Origin of the sequence: Methylobacterium sp. WL9 (assembly GCF_008040035.1) — a bacterium.
GTDB classification, from domain to species: domain Bacteria; phylum Pseudomonadota; class Alphaproteobacteria; order Rhizobiales; family Beijerinckiaceae; genus Methylobacterium; species Methylobacterium thuringiense.
This window is the reverse complement of the sequence record NZ_VRVE01000002.1, coordinates 69,265-88,711: the sequence shown is the minus strand read 5'-3', so window position 1 is coordinate 88,711 and position 19,447 is coordinate 69,265. Positions and strand designations below refer to the sequence as shown.

The window sequence follows — 19,447 nt, the reverse complement described above, 5'->3', positions numbered from 1 at the left end:
CCGGCGATCGGGTGCCGGAAGCCGTTACCGATCGCATCGCCTTGGCGATTCTCGTGCCGACGCGCGGGTCGATGGACGGTCGGGTCGAGCGCGACGCCGTTCTGCCTAACCCCACGGCCCCGGCGCCGCCGCGCAATCTGCCGCGAGCGTATCGCAGAACAGGTCGAGCGCAGGCTGCCATGGTTCCAGCACGGCTTTGCGCTCGACAGGTCCTCCGGCCCAGGCGGCGTGCTGCCGGGCGAGTTCGGCGCAGACCTCGATCGTGGCGTTCGAGGTGACGATCGGGAATTCCCGATGCGCCTCGATGCCCGAGGCGACCACCGGCAGACCCATGGCGAGGGCCTGCCCGATCCCGAGGTTGTAGCCCTCCCACCGCGAAAAACTCGCATAGGCGTCGGCGACCGCATAAAGCTCGCCCATCTCCGCGTCCGAGACGTTCGGGAAGACCCGAAGCCCCTCGCCTTCCAGCAGGGCCACGTCCGCGGGCTCGCCCCGCCCGACGAGCGCGAAGACGCAGGCATCCTTCGCCTCCGGATGCAGCAATCCGAACTCCTGGGCGATATCGACGTAGCGGTCGACACCCTTGTAGTTCCGTTCGGAGGCCGTGAAGCGGCAGACGTTCAGGATCACGAACCGGTTCGTCAGGTTCCAGCGCGCGCGAAGCGCATCCCGGCGGGCGGCCCATTCGGCGTTCCACGCCGTCAGGTGCGTGCCGCCGTTGCGCAGGACCATGGCGTCCTGTCGGAACTGCTGCCCGTAGATCGTGCGCGAGATCGTGAAGATGCGCTTGGCGAAAGCCGCCGAGAGCCGCTTCTCGCGGTCCACGGCCTCGCGGCCGACGCGATCGGGAAACAGCTCCGGGCTCGGCTCTCCATGGTCGACGAAATACGTCGCCGGATGGGCGCCGAGCAGGCGGGCGACGCTGAAGAACGGCTGCGTATGCGCCACGACGCAATCGATGCCCTCGCTCACCGCGAAGTTTGCTGCCGCACGCGCGTCTGCGAGCGCGACGCGGCGGCAGCCCGGATACTCGGTGTCGCGCTCGGAGACGGGGCCGCCGACGGTCACCTCGAAGCCGCGGGCGCGGAGCGCCGCCGCCTGCTGCGCCAGGACCACCGGCACGCCGAACCCCTGTCCGTGGACGAGGCTCAGCATCAGCACGCGCTTCGCCCCCCGGCTTCGCCGCCACGGCCGCACGATGCGCGGCGGGAAAGCCGGGTCGTAGAGGCGGGTCAGCGACAGGTTCGGGCTGTAGGCCGGATCGTCGCGAAACATCGCGGGGACCTGGGCAATCAGGGTCGCTGCCTCCCGATAGAGGCGGTTGAGCTTGGCGCTCGAGTCGCTGTAGCCGCGCGACTTCGACTCGTGGTGGTAGAGCAGCGGTTCGGCGATGTTGACGGTGCGGTATCCGGCCTGGACGGCCGCCACGCAGAGCTTGGTGTCGTTGAAGTTCACCTCCAAACTCGGATCGAAGCCGCCGAGTTCGAGGAAGAGCTCGCGCCGCATGGCGAGGCAGGCGCCGGTGACGGCCGAGAATTCGCGGGTGACGTCCGCCGTCGCGATCGCCGTGTACGGAACGCCGGCATGGCGGTGGATGCCGACGCCGTGGACGCCGAGGATGACGCCCGCATGCTGCACGGTGTCGTCCGGATAGAGCAGCGTCGCGCCGACGGCGCCGACCTCCGGCCGGCGGGCCTGGGCCACGAGCTTCTTCAGCCAATCGGCCCGGTTCACCGTGGTGTCGTTGTTGAGGAAGACGAGGATGTCGGCGTTCGAGCGGGCCACGCCCGCATTGTTGATCGCCGAGAAATTGAACGGGCCGGGCGCCGGCACGATGACGACGCCGCGCGCCGCGATGTCCCGGAAGTATTCCGCCGTCTCGGGCTTCTCGGAGCCGTTGTCGACGACGATGATCTCGCGGCGGTCGGCTGGATAGTCGGTCTGCGCCAGGATGCTCTCGATGCAGGGCCGCAACAATTCGATGCGGTCGCGGGTCGGGATCACGATGCCGACACTGGCGAAGGCCTCGCCCGGCTCGGCGATCACCGGCTCAGCCGTCACGAAACGCGGCGTCGGCGCCGCGCCGATCCGGTGCGAGAGCACGAACGGCACCCGCGTGACGGCGGCGGGATCGAGTCGTTGCAGGAAGGCGCTCGGCAGGGTCGCGCTCGGCTGCGCCCGGGCATAGGCATCCGAGAGTGCCGCGCGGGTGCCCGCGTCGGAGCGGAAGGCGGCGGCCGGCCCGGCATAGGCGACGCGGCGCAGGTAGTCCGGCGACATCTCGGGAGTGAAATCCGGCGCCGTCCGCTCTGTCCCGGTCAGGCGGTCGTGATCTGCATAGGCGGCCGTGGCGCCATGCGCGCGAAGCCAGCGCGCGAAGGCGTCGGCGGCATGGGCCCGCAGGATCGCGTCGCCCGCGCAGAGCAGAACGGTGCTGCCGTCTGCGATCTCGCCGAGCGCGAGATCGAGCGAGATCGCACATCGGATCTGCGAGTGTCCGGAGACGCCGGTTTCGCAACGCCGCCAGAGCTCGGCGGGAAGGTCGGCGGCGGGGGCGAGCGTGGCCTGCCAGTCCGCGCCGATCTGGCCGCGCAAGGCTTCGAGGATCCGCGGCAGGCCGTCCACGGCCGCGGCGTCGAGCACGCAGAGCACCTGAACCGGCGGCAGCGGATCCCGCTCGGCCTCGGCGCGGATCGCGGCCTCGTCCTCGGGCGTGAGGGCGTCGTGAAGCTGGATCCAGCGCTGGTAGAGCGGCGCTCCGCTGCCGGCATGGCCGCGCGCGCGGCCATACAGCACGAAATGCTCGATCGGGGTCGGGAACAGCGTCCGGTAATCCGGGTAGAGTTCGGTGTAATATTCCGGATCGAAGGCCGGACCCGGCGCGCGGTTCTCGAGGCGCCCGTAGCGGATGTAGTGGTCGAACGGTTTCGACGTGGTGCGGGCGACGTCCGGGTTCTGCGCGAAGTAGAAATCCGGGTCGAACAGCCCGCTCGCCAGGATCACCGGCCGCAGGGCTTCCTCCGTCGAGGGCGTCCAGAGATAGGCCGAGTCCGGCTCGCGGCGGCGCATGGCGTGCAGGAAGGGCGGTTCGCCCGAGGCCGCGACGCCGGTCGCCCGCGCGCGGTAGGCGTCCGTGCTGAAGAGCGGGCCGGGATCCTTGCCCTCGTAGATTCCGTGCTGGCAGAAATGCGCGAGCGGGCCGGCCGGGTAGGTGCGCACGTCGGGATAGCGCCGCAGATACCAGCGCGGGGCGAACAGGCCCGACTGGCGTACCGCCGCGATCAGGACCGGGTCAAGCTTGCGATGCCAGGTGAGGCGGCGAACGATACGACGCAGTCGCATGCGATGGGACGATCCGGGTGCCGAGAGCATGATGCGGGATCGCGCCCGCGCCGACGGGTCCTCACGGGCCGCGACCCGCTCTTGGCCCGTCCGGAAGCGAGCGCTTGGTACAACGGGGCCGAGGGGCGGTCCAGCGAGGGAGGCTCGATCAGCCGGCCTGCCGGATCGCTTCGCCGAGGATCATCGCCGCCGCCACCGCGACGTTGAGCGAGCGCAGCCCCTCGCGGATCGGCACCACCACCCGCGTGTCGGCCGCCATGTGGACCGCCTCCGGTACGCCGGCAGATTCCCGGCCGACCAGGATGCAGTCGCCGTCCCGGAATGCATGCTCCGTGTAGGGCACCGCGCCCGCCGTCGTCGCCAGCACCAGCCGAATGCCGGCCTCGCGCCGCCAGTCCTCGAAGGCGGCCCAGGAGCGGTGGCGGGTGATCGCGACGTGTTCGAGATAGTCGAGCCCCGAGCGGCGCAGGTGCCGGTCCGAGACGTCGAAGCCTGCCGGCTCGATGATCTCGACGGCCACGCCGAGGCAGGCGGCCATGCGCAGCATGGTGCCGGTGTTCTGTGGGATGTCGGGCTGGTAGAGGGCGAGGCGAAGCATGGACTCATCGATCGGACGGCCATGTGGCCGTTGGCAAGCGCGAATGCACGTCGCAGCCCATGCTGTGGACGGTCCCGGCGGCGTCGGCCGGCAGGGCCACGCGACGTGTCCGGTCATGCCCGCGGCATCGCAGCGGACTTGGCTGATCGTCGAGGCGGCTTAAGTCTGGCTCTCCAACCTCAATCGGTACCCCACGCATGTTTCTCGACTGGCTCGAGCGCCGCATCGACCCGTTCGCGGCGTTCGACGACCGGCAGATGCCGCCCAAAACCGTGATGGGCTTCGTCGGCTTCTACCTGAGGCCGATCCGCTTCGCCCTGGCGATCCTGTTCGTCGCCGCCGTCTTGGCCGGCACGATCGAGGCCTCGCTCTACCTGCTGATGCGCTGGTTCATCGACCTGATGAACGGCGCCGACCGCTCCACCGTGCTCGCCGAGCACGGAACGGGGATCGGGCTGGCGCTGGCGCTGCTCCTCGTGGTGCGCCCGGTCTCGATCTGGCTGCACGAGATCTGCTCGAACCAGCTCATCGTGCCGCAGACCGCGAGCCAGATCCGTTGGCGCACGCATCTCTACACGCTCGGGCACTCGCTCTCGTACTTCCAGTCCGACTTCGCCGGGCGGCTGGCCAACCGGATCGTCCAGGTCGGGCCGGCAGTGCGCGAGCTCGCTGTCGTGTTCATCGACACGTTGCTCTACGTGGCGATCTACGCCGTCACCGCGATCGGGCTGTTCAGCTCGATTTCCCTGTGGCTCGCGCTGCCGGTCGTGGCCTGGGTCGCGGCCTATGCAGCGCTGACGACGTGGTTCGTGCCGCGCGCCCGGGAGCGCTCGCACAAGAGCGCCGAGACCCGCTCGACCCTCGTCGGCCGCGTCGTCGACAGCTACACCAACATCCTGACGGTCAAGCTCTTTGCCCGCGACCGTGAGGAGCGCGCGGCCGTGCGCGAGGCGGTCGACGCCAACACGGCGGCCTATCTCCACCAGTTCCGGCTGACCACGCTGACGACGACGCTGCTCGGGATCCTCAACAGCGTCCTCCTCGTCGCGACGGCCTCCGCCTGCTTCCTGCTCTGGCGCGACAACGCCATGACCACCGGCGAAGCCGCCGCCGGCCTGGCACTGGTCATGCGCCTCCTCGCCATGTCGGGCTGGGTGATGCAGACCGTGCGCGGCGTCTTCGAAAATGTCGGTGTGATCCAGGAGAGCATGGCCACCGTCTCACGCCCGCACGCCCTGGTCGATGTGCCGAATGCCGGCACGCTGCGGGTCTCCGGAGGCGACATCCGCTTCGAGGACGTCGACTTCCACTACGGCCGGGGCGATGCCTCGATCATCGAGAACCTGTCGTTCCGCATCCGGCCCGGCGAAAAGGTCGGACTCGTGGGCGTCAGCGGCGCGGGCAAGACCACCATCACCGCACTGCTGCTGCGCCTACACGACCTGGAGGGCGGCCGCATCCTGATCGACGGCCAAGACATCGCCGAAGTCACGCAGGATTCGTTGCGCGGCTCGATCGCGATGGTGACGCAGGACACCTCGCTGCTGCACCGCTCGATCCGAGACAACATCGCATACGGCAATCCGGAGGCGTCTCAGGCCGAGATCGAGCGGGCTGCCCGGCTCGCGCAGGCCGACACCTTCATCGGTGACCTGATCGACCACAAGGGCCGGCGCGGCTACGACGCCCAGGTCGGCGAGCGCGGCGTGAAGCTATCGGGCGGTCAGCGCCAGCGCATCGCCATCGCCCGCGTCATCCTCAAGGACGCGCCGATCCTGATCCTCGACGAGGCGACCTCGGCCCTCGACTCGCAGGTCGAGGCGGCGATCCAGGACAGCCTCGACATGCTGATGCAGGGCAAGACCGTGCTCGCCATCGCTCATCGCCTCTCGACCATCGCGGCGCTGGACCGGCTCATCGTCATCGACAAGGGCCGCATCGTCGAGGAGGGCAGCCATGCCGAGCTGATCCGCTCGGGCTGCCTCTATGCAAGGCTCTGGCAACGCCAGTCGGGGGGCTTCCTCGGAGATGGCGCCGCAGGCGCCGACGCCTCACGCAGCCTCGACACGACGGCAGCGGAGTGAGGTCGGGTTCGCCCACGGTCAGGAGCGGGCCACCGCCCCCAGCGCCGACAGGATACGCGCCCAGCTGCGCGTACCCTTGTGGAAGCTCTGCAGCTCGTACTTCTCGTTCGGCGAGTGGATCCGGTCGTCGTCGAGGCCGAAGCCGATCAGCAGGGTATCGAGGCCGAGGATGCGCTTGAAGTCGCCGACGATCGGGATCGAGCCGCCGGCCCCGACCGCGATGGCGTCGCGGCCCCATTCCTCGGTGAGCGCAGCCTGCGCGACGGCGAGCTGCGGCATGTCGAAAGGCAGCGCCAAGGCGCGCGAACCCTTGTAGCAAATCACGTCCACCTTGCAGTCGGCCGGAACGCGCTCGCGCACGAACGCCTCGAAAGTCTTCGCCAACACCTGCGGGTCCTGGTCGTCGACCAGTCGGAACGACACCTTGGCGCTCGCCTGGCCGGCGATGACCGTCTTCGTACCCTCCGCCGTATAGCCGCCGATGATGCCGTTGACGTCGCAGGCCGGGCGCGACTGGATCAGTTCGATCAGCATGCGCCCACGCTCGCCGGCCGGCTCCTTGAGGCCGATCGGCCCCAGGAACTTCTCGGCGGTGAAGTCGAGGCCCTTCCATTGCTCCAGCACCTCGGGCGGCGGCTCGCGCACCCCCTCGTAGAAGCCCGGCAACGTCACCCGGCCGTCGTCGTCGTGGAGCGCAGCGAGGATCTTCGACAGCACATGGATAGGGTTCGCCGCCGCCCCACCGAAGAAGCCCGAATGCAGGTCGCGATCGGCGCAGGTCACCGTCACCTCGAAATAGGCGAGACCGCGCAGGGACGTGGTGATCTGCGGAGTGTCGCGGTCCCACATCGCCGTGTCGCAGACGAGGGCCACGTCGGCCTTGAGCCGGTCGCGGTTCGTCTCGACCCATTCCGGCAGCCCCTGCGACCCACTCTCCTCCGCCCCCTCGATGACGATGGTGACGGCACAGGGCAGTTCGCCGGTCATGGCGAGATGCGCCCGGCAGGCCTCGATGAAGGTCATGACCTGACCCTTGTCGTCCGAAGCCCCGCGGGCGACGATCTGGCGGTGATCGCCTTCTCCGGTCAGGCGCGGCTCGAAGGGCGGGTGCGTCCACAGGTTCAGCGGGTCGACCGGCTGCACGTCGTAATGGCCGTAGAACAGAACGTGCGGCGCACCGGGCTTGGGCTTGTGCGCGTAGACCACCGGGTGGAGCGAGGTCTCCTCGACGCTGGTCTCGAAGCCGAGCGCCGTCAGCGTACCCTCCAGCCAGTGCGCGGCCCTGCGGCACTCGCCCTTGTAGGCGGAATCGGTCGAGATCGACTCGATGCGCAGGAAATCGAACAGCCGCTCCAGGGCGTTGTCGAGGTCCTTGTCGATGTCGTTCAGGATCGGATCCAGCGCGGCCATGGCCTGTCCTTCGAGAAGATTGTGCGGGTTGGGCCAGCGTTAGCCGAGCGGCGGCCGCGGCGTAACCCCGCTGCAATCCGCTGACGCGGCAGGGAACGGCGCCAGATTGGAACGGTTATCGAAACAATCCGGCGCGGCGTCCGTCCGCGCTGCATCCGTTCAATCGCCCTGCCTCTAGCCGCTACAAGTCACGTTCGCACGGCAGGCGGCGGACCCACCAATCGCAGACGCTCCGGTTCCATGGACCGGAGCAGCATCATGGAAAACGCCATGCTTATCGACAGCGGCTCATCCGGAGCCCATGCCAAGATCGGCATCACCCTCACCATCAATGGCGAGAAGCGCGAGATCGAGGTCGCGCCCTGGACGACGCTGCTCGACCTCCTGCGCGAGCGCCTCGACCTCACCGGCACCAAGAAGGGCTGCGACCATGGTCAATGCGGTGCCTGCACCGTTCTGGTGAACGGCACCCGCATCAATTCCTGCCTCGCGCTCGCCGTGATGAAGGACGGTGCCGAGATCACCACGGTCGAGGGGCTGGCCGGCATGGCCCAGCGCCAGGGCAACAACACCCTGCACCCGATCCAGGAAGCCTTCGTCGAGCATGACGCCTTCCAGTGCGGCTACTGCACGCCGGGGCAGCTCTGCTCCTCGGTCGGCCTGATGAACGAGGGCCACGCCAAGACCCGCGAGGAAATCCGCGAGGCCATGAGCGGCAACATCTGCCGCTGCGGCGCCTACACCAACATCGTCGATGCGATCGAAGACGTCATGCAGGGAGCCGCCCGATGAACCGCTTCGATTACGTTCGCCCGACCACTGTTGCCGAGGCCATTCAGGCTCTCGGCTCGGATGCGAGTGCGCGCTTCATCGCCGGGGGCACCAACCTCGTCGACCTGATGAAGTACAATGTCGAGAAGCCGGGCCGGCTCATCGACATCACCCGGCTGCCGCTCGGCGGCATTGCGGAGCATGAAGGCGGCCTGCGCATCGGCGCGCTCGTATCCAATGCCGACCTCGCCTACGACGCGCGCATCCAGACCCGCTACCCGCTGTTGTCGAGCGCGCTGCTCGCCGGGGCGTCGGCACAGTTGCGCAACGCGGCTTCGACCGGGGGCAACCTCAACCAGCGTACGCGCTGCTACTATTTCTACGACGAGGGCACGCCCTGCAACAAACGTGAGCCGGGCTCCGGCTGCCCGGCGATCGGCGGCGTGAACCGCATCCATGCGATCTTCGGGGCGAGCGAGGCCTGCATCGCCACCAACCCTTCCGACATGTGCGTAGCCTTGGCCGCCCTGGAAGCGACGGTGCAGGTGACCGGTCCCGACGGCGACCGTGCCATCGCATTCGCCGATTACCACCGCCTGCCGGGTGACGACCCGTCGAAGGACAACAGCCTCAAGCCCGGCGAGATCGTCCTCTCCGTCGACCTGCCCGCGCGAGATTACGGCCAGCATCACACTTACCTGAAGCTGCGCGACCGGCTCTCCTACGCCTTCGCGCTGGTCTCTGTGGCGGCCGCCCTCGAACTCGACGGCCGGACCATCAAGACCGCTCGCCTCGCATTGGGCGGCGTCGCGCACAAGCCGTGGCGCAACGTGGAGGCCGAGGCCCTGCTGCAAGGCAAGCCGGCGACGCGCGAAAGCTTTCAGGCCGCCGCCGACCTCATCGTGGCCGAGGCCAAGCCGCAATCCGAGAACGGTTTCAAGATCGAGCTGGCGCGGCGCGCCATCGTGCGCGGCCTCGAACAGGCCGCCGCGGGCACGCCGCAGAACCAGTCCGACAAGCGCATTCAGTAAGGATCTTTTGCCCATGGCTACGCAGATCAGCCCGGCATCCGGGCGCGACAAATTCGTCGGCAGCGCGCAAAACCGCGTCGACGGTCCCGCCAAGGTCACCGGTCTCGCCAAATACGCCGGCGAGTTCACCTCCGAGAACCTCGCGCACGGCTACGTCGTGTCGAGCGCCATCACCAAGGGCCGGATCACCGCAATCGACAGCGCGGCAGCCGAAGCCGTGCCCGGCGTGCTCAAGGTGATCACCCACGAGAACAGGCCGAGCGTCGCTGGCGAGGCTGAGGCCTACCAGGACATGGTAGCGCCGCCCGGCGCGCCCTTCCGCGCGCTCTACGACGAGACCATCGCGTTTTCCGGCCAGCCTGTGGCGCTGGTCGTGGCGGAGGATTTCGACACGGCACGCCATGCGGCCTCGCTCGTGAAGGTGTCCTACGAGGCCCAGACGCCGCACACCGACATCGCAGCGCTTCAGGATCAGTCCTACGACCCGCCGGAAAAGCGCGGGGGCATCAAGACGCCGCCGAAGCCTTGGGGCGATGCCTCCGCCGCGTTCGACGGCGCCCCGATCAAAGTGAGCGAGCAATACCGGATCGCCCACGAGCATCACAATCCAATGGAGCCCCACGCCTCGACCGTCGTCGTCGAGGATGACGGCACCTATACGGTCTACGACAAGATCCAGGGTGTCGCGAACACTCAGATGTACTTGACCAACGCCTTCGGCCTGAAGCCGGAGCAGGTGCGCTGCCTCAACCCCTATCTCGGGGGCGGCTTCGGCTGCGGTCTGCGCCCGCAATACCAGCTCTTCCTGGCGATGCTGGCCGCACAGGACCTCGGCCGCTCGGTGCGCGTCGTGCTGACCCGCGACCAGATGTGGAGCTTCACCTACCGGCCGGGTGCGATCCAGACCGTATCGCTCGGCGCTGAAAAGAACGGCGTACTTCAGTCGCTGAAGCACGATGCCCTGCACGGCACCTCGCAGTTCGAGGACTACCAGGAGAACGTCGTCAACTGGTCGGGCATCCTTTACCGCTGCGACAATGTCGAGTTGACCTATCGGTTGTCGAAGCTCGACACGGCGACGCCCGGCGACATGCGCGCCCCCGGCGCCGTCACCGGAATGTTCGCCCTCGAGACGGCGATGGACGAACTGGCCTACGCGACACGGATCGATCCGATCCAGTTGCGCATCACCAATTATACCGACACCGACCCGGTCGAGGAGAAGCCGTACGGCTCGAAGGCCTTGAAGGACTGCTTCGTGCAGGGCGCCGAGCGCTTCGGCTGGGCCAAGCGCACCCCCGAGCCGCGCTCGATGCGCGACGGAAAGGAGCTCGTCGGCTGGGGCATGGCCTGCGGGATCTGGGAGGCGCTGATGATGGAGTCGAGCGCCAAGGTCACGCTGACCGCCGACGGCCGGCTCGAAGTCGGAAACTCGACGGGAGACATCGGCACGGGCACCTACACGATCCTGACCCAGATCGCGGCCGACGCCCTCGGCCTGCCGATGGACCACGTCACGACGAAACTCGGCGACACCGACCTCGCCAAGGCCCCCGTCGCCGGCGGCTCCTGGACGGCCGCGTCGTCCGGCACGGCCGTGATGAAGGCCTGCCGAAATGTCGCCGAGCAGGCTTTCAAACTCGCCCGCGGCCTGGAGGGCTCGCCGCTGGCGAACGTTGATTTCGACCGTATCGTGTTTTCGAAGGGCCGCATCGAAGCGGCCGGCGATCCCTCACGTGGCGTGGCGCTGACCGATGTTCTGAAGGCCTCGGGCCAAGACAGGATCGAGGCGACGGAAACCGCAAACCCCGACAAGGACTTCGCCAAGAAGTACGAGGCCTACACCCACTCTGCCGTCTTCGCCGAGGTGAAGATCGACGAGGACCTCGGCATCGTTCGTGTCACCCGCATCGTTTCGGCGATCGCGGCCGGCAAGATCCTCAACACTAAGACGGCGCGCAGCCAGATCATGGGTGCAGTGGTGATGGGCATCGGCTCGGCGCTGCATGAGGAATCGATGCTCGACCACCGCCTCGGCCGGTTCATGAACCGCAACCTCGGCGAGTATCACGTGCCTTCCAACGCCGACATTCACGACATCGACGTGATCTTCGTCGAGGAAGAGGACAAGGCGAACCCATTGGGTGTGAAGGGCGTCGGCGAGATCGGCATCGTCGGCACGGCCGCCGCGATTTCGAACGCGGTGTTCCACGCCACCGGCAAGCGCATTCGCGACCTGCCGATCACGGTGGACAAGATCCTGGCGGCTTGAGCCGACCTGAACGGTGCGACCCGAACCGGCAGCCCTCGCGGCTGCCGGTTCTTTTTTGCGCAGCGACCGCTCCCGCGTTGCGGTCGCCGATCGACGCGCGGTATCGCCGGGCAATGTTGAGTCTCTCAATCGGCTGACCGGATGAACCCCCTCCTCGTCTTTTTCGGTGCCGGGATCGGTGGCGTGCTGCGCCATGGCGTGAACCTCGCCGCCATCCGGCTCGGCTCGGGCTTTCCCTGGGGCACGATGACGATCAACGTCGCCGGCTCGATCCTGATGGGCGTCGTTACCGGCTGGTTCGCCCTGCGCGGCGGCAGCATGCAGGCGCGGCTGTTCATCGCGACGGGCATACTCGGCGGCTTCACCACCTTCTCGACCTTCTCGCTCGAAGCCTTCATGCTGTTCGAGCGCGGCGAGACCGGCGGAGCGATCGCCTACATTCTCACATCCGTGATCGCCGGCATCGGCGGGCTGGCGTTCGGCCTGCTGCTGATGCGCCAGATTCTCTGACGGAAGCGGCATGGCCGAGCTCGCGCAATCCTGGCGGTTCTGGGCGCTGCTTTCGGCAGGGTTCGCGGCGCTGACCGCGATCCTGGCCAAGGTCGGCGTCACGGGCGTGGAATCCGACGTCGCGACCTTCGTGCGCACGGTGGTGATCCTCTGCCTCACCGGCGCGATCGTGCTCGCCGCCGGCCAGAGCCAGGCGCTGACGCAGATCCCCGGCCGCAGTGCGCTGTTTCTCGTGCTCTCCGGCCTTGCGACCGGCGCGTCCTGGCTCTGTTACTTCCGCGCACTTTCGCTCGGGGATGCCTCGCGCGTCGCGCCCATCGACAAGCTCAGCGTCGTCCTCGTGGCAATCTTCGGCGTGGTGATCCTCGGCGAAAAGCTCTCCGGCGTGAACTGGCTCGGCGTCGTGCTGATCGCGGCCGGCGCCGTGCTGGTGGCGTTCCGCTGATGAGACGGCCGGCCATCGTCGCCGCACTTCTCGCCAGCTGCCTTCGGGTCTACGCGGAGAGTCCGTTCGTCGATGCGGCCTCGGTCGTACCCGGCCTCACGGTGGAGATGCGCTATGCCGGCGCGCACAATTTCGTCGGCCGCCGGATCGCCGGCTACGAGGCGCCGCGCTGCTTGCTGACGCCGAAGGCCGCCCGGGCGCTGGCCGCAGCGCAGGCCGATTTGGCCAGCCGGGGCTACGGCCTCAAGGTGTTCGACTGCTACCGGCCGACCCGGGCGGTGGCCGATTTCGTCGCCTGGGCGTCCGACCCTGCCGACACCCGCATGAAGGCCGCGTTCTATCCGGCGATCGACAAGCGCGACCTGTTTCGCCTCGGCTACATCGCCGAGCGCTCCGCCCATTCCCGGGGCTCCACCGTCGATCTGACGCTGGTCCGTCTCGGCGGCAACGAGGTCGACATGGGCACACCCTTCGACTGGTTCGGCCCGGAATCCGCGCCGGGTTGGCACAAGCTCGCCCCGGCGCAATCGACGGCACGCGGCGTGCTGCGGGCGGCGATGATTCGGGCCGGTTTCCAGCCCTACGCACAGGAATGGTGGCATTTCACGCTTCGCGGCGAGCCCCATCCCGCCACGGCTTTCGACCTGCCGGTGCGCTGAGGTCGGATTGGCGAAGTCGCCAAGCCGATGCCCTGCCTCGCCTTTCGAAACCACATTGAATTCTTCTAATTCAGCACTGCCGATGCCACTGGTGTTTTTGCGCTTTTGAGTATTTCCAATGTTTTCACAATGACTTGATTACGGAGATCGCCTCGTTCACTTAAGCATCCATGTCGAAAGCCTTCAGCCAGATCGCTCTTCATCCACCCCGCAGTTTCGCGGTGTTCGCAGTGCCGAGAGCACGGCCCTGGCGGTTCGATTGGAGCAGAGTGGAGAGCGAGATGGCGCGGGCGTTCGGGGCGATCCGGGAATGCGCGAGGATCGCATGGTGGGACGGTTCGGCCATCGGCCTGCACCTGCACGGCGTCTTCGACCTGTTCGACCTCCTCGACATCCGGCCCGGTTCGGATCGGGGAGACCTGCTGTGACCGCCGGCGTCTCCACGGCCATGCGCATCGCCGAGGAGCGCGGCCGCCAGTCGTCGCTGGAGCGCGCCCTGACCTGCGCCTTCTGGCGGACCGTCCAGAACGAGCCGATGCCGGTGATGGCGGCCCTCGAAGCCGCGGCCCGCGCGCTCGGCCACCTCTACCGCCAGACCGCCGCCGCACACGGCCCCGGCGGCAGTTGTGGCTGCGGGTGGCAGCCGGACCCGGAAGCCGACCTGATCGTATTGGAAGCGATGCTCGCCGCCGCCGTCATGCAGCAGCCAGTGGAGACGCTCGCCGAGATGGAAGTGGCCGGCCGGGCTTAGGTTTCTGAGGGCGCTGAAGTTGGCGGGCGCGTAGTCGGCGCGCCGCCCGCACTCGTCGTCGCGGCAGACCAGGTCCATCACTCAAGGCAGGCTGTTCTCGATGGCTCAATGGCTGCGCACGATGGTGCGGAGGCGCTCGGCCGGCAGGGTCAGGGAGGTGATGTAGAGCCGGGTCTCGCACTCGACCGCGGCTCCGATCTCGCGGCAGCTGACCGTGGTGCTCTTGAAGCGGCCTCCCTCTGCTCGGCGACGAAGAGGTCGAGATCGGCGTGCAGCGTCCTCTGGTTGCCCTTCAGGGCGAGGACGTAGTCGGCGCATCCGTCGAGAATCTTTCGGGCGATGCCGCGTTGGCATCCCATGGCCCTCATCTTGAGCCCGTCGAAGGACGAGCGTCACGACGGCGCCCTCGATGGCGATCAGGTCACGCGCGACGATCCCGGCCGGCGGCCCGGTTCGGCAGGGCCGCGAAGAACGTCAGGAAGACAACCGCTTCGCCCAGCTTCTCGAAGGCCGCCTCGTCGCAACTCACGCCCGTGTCCTCATCCCGATCAGAGGATCACGACAGGTTCAGTATCTCACCCCGATGTCACGCACACGTTCACCCGATTGCCCTGGCGCTCGTACAAGCCTGGATTGCAAAGGGGGCAACTTGCCCATCGAGCAGTCGCAGGACCCTCACGGACCGCAAAGCGCGACACGACGGCCTGACGGCGTGTCGCGGACGACTGATCGGCTCCGCCCCATTCTCGACCGACAATCGCGCCACCTCCCCCGGTAGTGGCCGGCGCTGATTTGGAATGCCGGTTGCAACAGGCTTGGCGCGAGACGGAGCGTCCTCGCGCCCTTCGATCCCGAGGACATGATGAGACAGACCAAGACCAAGCTGCTCGCACTGACGCTCGCTCTGCTCGCGTGCGGAGCGGGCGCGTCGCATGCTGCGGATTATGCGGTTGGCCCGCTCACGATCGCCCATCCCTGGGCGCCGGCGACGCCCGAGGGCGCCAAGGCCGCGCCCGGCTACTTCACGGTGACCAATGCCGGCCGCGAGGCCGATCGCCTGATCAGCGGCTCGTTCGTCGATGCCGGTCACGTCGAGATCGTCAGCGGCGGCGGCAAGGCGACCCAGGCGATCGCTGGCGGGCTCGTCATCGCTCCGGGCGAGACGATCACGCTCTCGCCGACCGGCCCGCACCTGATGTTCACCGGACTGATCGGCCCTCTCGAACAGGGCAACTCGGCGCAAAGCATCCTGCGCTTCGAGAAGGCCGGCCCGGTCGTGCTCGAATTCGCGATCGAGGGCGCTGCCCGCAAGCCCGCATCGGGCAAGGGCGCGCACCACGGGCACTGAGGCGCCGCCCTTGCCAAGGCCCGCATCGCGGTCCATCCCACGCCCGGGATGCGGGCAGCCCTTTCGGGCACATCATCCTGCCGATCGTGCACCGCGATGCCTGGGGATGATCATACGTGGCGCCTGAACCTTCGACCGCCCCGGCGCTACCCAAGGCGCGGACCGGCATTTCCGGCTTCGACGACGTCACCTACGGAGGCCTGCCCGAGGGCCGGCCCTCCCTCGTCTGCGGCGCTGCCGGCTGCGGCAAGACGCTCTTCGCGATCACCTTCCTCGTCAACGGTGCGACGCTGTTCGACGAGCCCGGCGTCTTCATGAGTTTCGAGGAGCGCGCCGAGGACCTTGCCGCCAACGTCGCGTCCCTCGGCTACGATCTCGACAAGCTGGTTTCGGACAGGAAGATCGCCATCGACCATGTCCGGGTCGAGCGCGGCGAGATCGAGGAATCCGGCGAATACGACCTCGACGGCCTGTTCATCCGGCTGGCCTACGCGGTGGAGTCGATCGGCGCCAAGCGCGTGGTGCTCGACACCATCGAGACACTGTTCGCGGGCCTCACCGACGCCGCCGTGCTGCGCTCGGAACTGCGCCGCCTGTTCGGCTGGCTCAAGGAACGCGAGCTGACGGCCGTCATCACCGGCGAGCGCGGCGACGGCCACCTCACCCGGCAGGGGCTGGAGGAATACGTCTCCGACTGCGTGATCCTGCTCGACAACCGCGTCGAGGACCAGATCACCACGCGGCGCCTGCGGGTCGTAAAGTATCGCGGCTCGGCGCACGGCACCAACGAATACCCGTTCCTGATCGACGAGCAGGGCATCAGCGTCCTGCCGGTCACCTCCGCCGACCTCGATTACGGCGCTTCGAGCGACGTCCTTTCGTCGGGTATCGACGGGCTCGACGCGATGCTCGCCCCGGGCGGATTCTTCCGTGGATCGAGCATCCTGATCTCCGGGGTCGCCGGCACCGGGAAGACGACGATCTCCTCGCACCTGCTCGACGCGGCCTGCCGGCGCGGCGAGCGCTGCATGGCCTTCGTCTTCGAGGAGAGCGGCGCCCAGATCTGCCGCAACGCCCGCTCGGTCGGCCTGGACCTGCAGCCACACATCGATTCGGGACTGTTGCGCTTCGAGGCGGCGCGGCCGTCGCTCTACGGGCTGGAAATGCACCTCGCCCGGATGAACCGGGATATCCAGACGTTCGAGCCTACGATCGTGGCGATCGATCCGGTCTCGGCGTTGCGCGGCCCGGTCACCGAGCTGCAGGCGACGCTGCTGCGCATGGTCGACATGCTCAAGAGCCGCGGCATCACAGCAGTGTTCACCAGCCTGCGCACGGACGGCACCTTCGACCAAGCCGGCGATCTCGGCCTGTCCTCGATGATGGATGCCTGGATCAAGCTGCAGGACGTCGACGCCAACGGCGAGCGCACCCGCACGCTCTACGTCATCAAGGCGCGCGGCATGAGCCATTCCAACCAAGTCCGCGAGTTCCAGATGTCGGCCTCCGGCGTACGGCTCGTCGACGCCTATGTCGGACCGGCCGGCGTCCTCACCGGCACCGCCCGCGTCGTGCAGGAGGCCGAGGAGCAGGCCGCCCTGCTGCGTCGCCGCCAGGATTCGGAACGCCGCCGCCGCGAAGTCCTGCGCCGGCGCCAAAGTCTCGAGCGCCAGATTGCGGAACTGCGCGCGAGCCTCGACCTTGCCGACGAGGAGGAGCAGGTGATCCTCTCCGAGGACGAGCTGCGCGAGTCCCTGCTGAATCAGGAACGCACCACGATCGCCGGACGACGGGGGGCCGCGGAATGACCGAGACCATCGCGACCAAGACCGATCCCGACGCGGACGCCGATCTCGAGCCCGGCCATTACCATTTGCGCCTCTACGTCGCCGGACAGACCATCAAATCCGTCACCGCGCTGGCGAACCTCAAGCGCGTCTGCGAGGAGCATCTTTCGGGCCGCTACGAGATCGAGGTGATCGACCTGCTGAAGAGCCCGCAGCTCGCCGCCGGCGACCAGATCCTGGCGATCCCGACCCTGGTGCGGCGCTTGCCCGAACCGCTCAAGCGGATCATCGGCGACCTCTCAAACACCGACAAGGTGCTCGTTGGCCTCGATATCCGCCCCAAGGCGACGTCTTGAGCGGCGACGGGCCCGATCCGGCCCGCTACCGCCTCCGGCTGTTCATCGCCGGATCGGCGCCGCGCTCGCGCCGCACGGTGGAGAACCTGCGCCGGATCTGTACGGCGCATCTCGCCGACCGCTTCGATCTCGAAGTCGTCGACATCTACCAGCAACCGGAGATCGCCAGGGCCGACCGTATCGTCGCCGCGCCGACCCTCCTGAAGCTTGCGCCGCTGCCGACGCGCCAGATCATCGGCGATCTTTCCGACGAGGCCCGCGTGCTGCGCGGCCTCGGCCTTCCCTCCGCAGGCGAACTCTAAGATGAGCTCGGCTCCTGATTCCGTGGCGGATAAGACGGCGGCCGAGGCCGATCGCGCCCGCATCCGCGAACTGGAGGCCCGGCTCGAGGAGAGCGAGGAGACGCTGGCCGCGATCCGGCGTGGCGACTTCGATGCCGTCGTGGTGCAGGGGCCGGACGACCAGCAGCGCGTCTATACCCTGGAGAGCGCCGACCGGCCCTACCGCGTCCTGATCGAACAGATCCAGGAGGGCGCGCTTACGCTCTCGGCCGACGGCCTGATCCTGTACTGCAACCGCCGGATGACGGAGATGTTGGGGCTGCGCCAGGAGCGCCTGATCGGGCAGCCCTTCCACAGCTTCGTTGCCGCGGATGACGGTCCGACCCTGAAGCGGCTCCTGCGTGAGGCTGCCGACGGCAGCGCGCGGGCAGAACTCTGCCTGCAGGCCATCGGCGGCACCAACCTGCCGGCCAACGTCTCGCTCAGCCAGCTCGAGCGTGACGACACCGCGCCGCTGCTTTGCGGCGTCGTCACGGACCTGACCCAGCAGAAGCTGCATCTCCACGAGCTCGCGGAGGCGAATGCCCGCCTTCGTGCCCAGAGTGAGGAGCGCGAGCAGATCGAGGACGCCCTGCGGCAAGCACAGAAGATGGAGGCGGTGGGCCAGCTCACCGGCGGCATCGCCCACGACTTCAACAACCTTCTGACCATCATCAAGTCGTCGACGGACCTGTTGCGCCGTCCCGACCTCGCGCCCGAGCGACACCGCCGCTACGTCGACGCCATCGCCGATACCGTGGAACGCGCCGCCCGGCTCACCGGGCAGCTTCTCGCCTTTGCCCGGCGGCAATCGCTCAAGCCCGAAACCTTCGACGTCAACGATCGTGTCCACCGCATCATCGAGATGCTCGGGACGATCGTCGGTGCTCGCATTCGGATTGAGCGGGCCCTGCACGCGGTGCCCTGCTGCATCGAGGCCGATGTCAGCCAGTTCGAGACGGCCCTGGTCAATCTCGCCGTCAACGCACGCGACGCCATGGAGGGCGAAGGCGTACTAAGGCTCCGGGTCTTCTGCGGGGCGAAGATGCCGGCGCAGGCCGGACAGCAGGCCGAGGCGAAACCGTTCGTCGCAGTAGCCGTGACCGATACCGGCTGCGGCATCCCGCCGGATAGGATTGGACGGATCTTCGAGCCGTTCTTCACCACCAAGGAGGTCGGCAAGGGCACGGGGCTCGGTCTCTCTCAGGTTTTCGGATTCGCCAAGCAGTCCGGCGGCACCGTCGGTGTCGAGAGCGCGCTCGGCAAGGGTTCGACCTTTACGCTCTACCTGCCGCAGGTCGAGCCGGGCACCGGCCCGGAACAAGCGGCGCCCTCGACTCGCGGCATCCAGCGCGACAGCGGCGGCGGCCGACGGGTTTTGGTGGTCGAGGACAACGCCGATGTCGGCGCGTTCTCGACGCAATTGCTGCAGGATCTCGGCTACGCCACGACCTGGGCCGCCCGCGCCTCGGATGCGCTGCTGCTTCTCGTCGAGGACGCCTCGCAGTTCGACGTCGTGTTCTCCGACGTCGTGATGCCCGGCATGAACGGCGTGGAGATGGCCCGCGAGATCCGCCGGCTCTACCCGACCCTGCCGGTCGTCCTCACCAGCGGCTACAGCCATATCCTCGTAGAGGAAGGACCGCAGGGCTTCGAACTGCTGCGCAAGCCTTACGCGGTCGAGGATCTTTCCAGGGTGTTGCGGAAGATCACACGGCAGCACGGCAGCTGATCGGCCACCGGCGTTTCATGTCGATGCGAAC

General features: G+C 67.9%; 17 protein-coding genes and 1 pseudogene. 14 read left to right on the top strand and 4 right to left on the bottom strand.

What is annotated here, in order from left to right:
* Positions 1-105 precede the first annotated feature (105 nt).
* Entirely contained in the window at positions 106-3,342 is a 3,237-nt protein-coding gene (locus tag FV217_RS01420) for a glycosyltransferase (protein WP_187272391.1), read from the bottom strand.
* A gap of 148 nt (positions 3,343-3,490) precedes the next feature.
* Complete coding sequence (locus FV217_RS01415) at positions 3,491-3,940, bottom strand: tRNA (cytidine(34)-2'-O)-methyltransferase (protein WP_147813565.1); 450 nt, start codon at positions 3,938-3,940, stop codon at positions 3,491-3,493.
* A 197-nt stretch (positions 3,941-4,137) separates the two neighbouring features.
* Here FV217_RS01415 and FV217_RS01410 point away from each other — a divergent pair, with 197 nt between their 5' ends.
* A complete protein-coding gene (locus tag FV217_RS01410; protein WP_147813563.1) occupies positions 4,138-6,024 on the top strand; it encodes an ABC transporter ATP-binding protein in 1,887 nt (628 codons plus the stop codon).
* Between the two features lie 18 nt (positions 6,025-6,042).
* On the opposite strand, the gene FV217_RS01405 is transcribed toward FV217_RS01410, so the two are convergent.
* Entirely contained in the window at positions 6,043-7,434 is a 1,392-nt protein-coding gene (locus FV217_RS01405; RefSeq protein WP_147813561.1) for a dipeptidase, read from the bottom strand.
* 270 nt (positions 7,435-7,704) lie between these two features.
* Here FV217_RS01405 and FV217_RS01400 point away from each other — a divergent pair, with 270 nt between their 5' ends.
* The 8 genes from FV217_RS01400 (at position 7,705) to FV217_RS01370 (ending at position 13,873) form a co-directional block, all read left to right on the top strand.
* Complete coding sequence (locus FV217_RS01400) at positions 7,705-8,226, top strand: (2Fe-2S)-binding protein (protein ID WP_147813559.1); 522 nt, start codon at positions 7,705-7,707, stop codon at positions 8,224-8,226.
* Positions 8,223-9,236, top strand: coding sequence for a xanthine dehydrogenase family protein subunit M (locus FV217_RS01395; RefSeq protein WP_147813557.1), 1,014 nt, complete (start codon positions 8,223-8,225; stop codon positions 9,234-9,236). The genes FV217_RS01400 and FV217_RS01395 overlap by 4 nt, the downstream gene beginning before the upstream one ends.
* A gap of 13 nt (positions 9,237-9,249) precedes the next feature.
* Positions 9,250-11,508 (top strand): xanthine dehydrogenase family protein molybdopterin-binding subunit, encoded by a 2,259-nt coding sequence (locus FV217_RS01390; RefSeq protein WP_147813555.1) that lies wholly within the window; start codon positions 9,250-9,252, stop codon positions 11,506-11,508.
* A 141-nt stretch (positions 11,509-11,649) separates the two neighbouring features.
* Positions 11,650-12,018 carry a fluoride efflux transporter CrcB gene (crcB, locus tag FV217_RS01385; RefSeq protein WP_147813553.1) on the top strand — a complete coding sequence of 123 codons (369 nt, stop codon included), beginning with the start codon at positions 11,650-11,652 and terminating at the stop codon, positions 12,016-12,018.
* 10 nt (positions 12,019-12,028) lie between these two features.
* Positions 12,029-12,463, top strand: coding sequence for an EamA family transporter (locus FV217_RS01380; protein WP_147813551.1), 435 nt, complete (start codon positions 12,029-12,031; stop codon positions 12,461-12,463).
* Positions 12,463-13,122, top strand: a complete 660-nt coding sequence (locus tag FV217_RS01375; RefSeq protein ID WP_147813548.1) for a M15 family metallopeptidase — start codon at positions 12,463-12,465, stop codon at positions 13,120-13,122. Before FV217_RS01380 ends, FV217_RS01375 begins: the two co-directional genes overlap by 1 nt.
* A 281-nt stretch (positions 13,123-13,403) precedes the next feature.
* Positions 13,404-13,550, top strand: a complete 147-nt coding sequence (locus FV217_RS22625) for a hypothetical protein (protein WP_187272390.1) — start codon at positions 13,404-13,406, stop codon at positions 13,548-13,550.
* A complete protein-coding gene (locus FV217_RS01370) occupies positions 13,547-13,873 on the top strand; it encodes a hypothetical protein (RefSeq protein ID WP_147813546.1) in 327 nt (108 codons plus the stop codon). Before FV217_RS22625 ends, FV217_RS01370 begins: the two co-directional genes overlap by 4 nt.
* A 269-nt stretch (positions 13,874-14,142) precedes the next feature.
* Here the strand turns inward: FV217_RS01370 and FV217_RS23275 are convergent.
* A pseudogene (locus FV217_RS23275) lies at positions 14,143-14,241 on the bottom strand (ISAs1 family transposase); the annotation flags it as partial.
* A 494-nt stretch (positions 14,242-14,735) separates the two neighbouring features.
* Here FV217_RS23275 and FV217_RS01365 point away from each other — a divergent pair.
* The 5 genes from FV217_RS01365 to FV217_RS01345 all read left to right on the top strand — a co-directional run bounded on the left by FV217_RS01365 (position 14,736) and on the right by FV217_RS01345 (position 19,416).
* The gene (locus FV217_RS01365) at positions 14,736-15,221 is read left to right on the top strand and encodes a copper chaperone PCu(A)C (RefSeq protein WP_187272389.1); all 486 of its coding nucleotides are present in this window, start codon (positions 14,736-14,738) and stop codon (positions 15,219-15,221) included.
* 116 nt (positions 15,222-15,337) lie between these two features.
* A complete protein-coding gene (gene kaiC, locus FV217_RS01360; RefSeq protein WP_147813542.1) occupies positions 15,338-17,029 on the top strand; it encodes a circadian clock protein KaiC in 1,692 nt (563 codons plus the stop codon).
* Positions 17,026-17,364 carry a circadian clock KaiB family protein gene (locus FV217_RS01355; RefSeq protein WP_147813540.1) on the top strand — a complete coding sequence of 113 codons (339 nt, stop codon included), beginning with the start codon at positions 17,026-17,028 and terminating at the stop codon, positions 17,362-17,364. The genes kaiC and FV217_RS01355 overlap by 4 nt, the downstream gene beginning before the upstream one ends.
* Complete coding sequence (locus FV217_RS01350; RefSeq protein ID WP_147813538.1) at positions 17,361-17,666, top strand: circadian clock KaiB family protein; 306 nt, start codon at positions 17,361-17,363, stop codon at positions 17,664-17,666. The genes FV217_RS01355 and FV217_RS01350 overlap by 4 nt, the downstream gene beginning before the upstream one ends.
* Before the next feature lies 1 nt (position 17,667).
* Entirely contained in the window at positions 17,668-19,416 is a 1,749-nt protein-coding gene (locus FV217_RS01345) for a PAS domain-containing sensor histidine kinase (protein ID WP_147813536.1), read from the top strand.
* Positions 19,417-19,447: the final 31 nt, after the last annotated feature.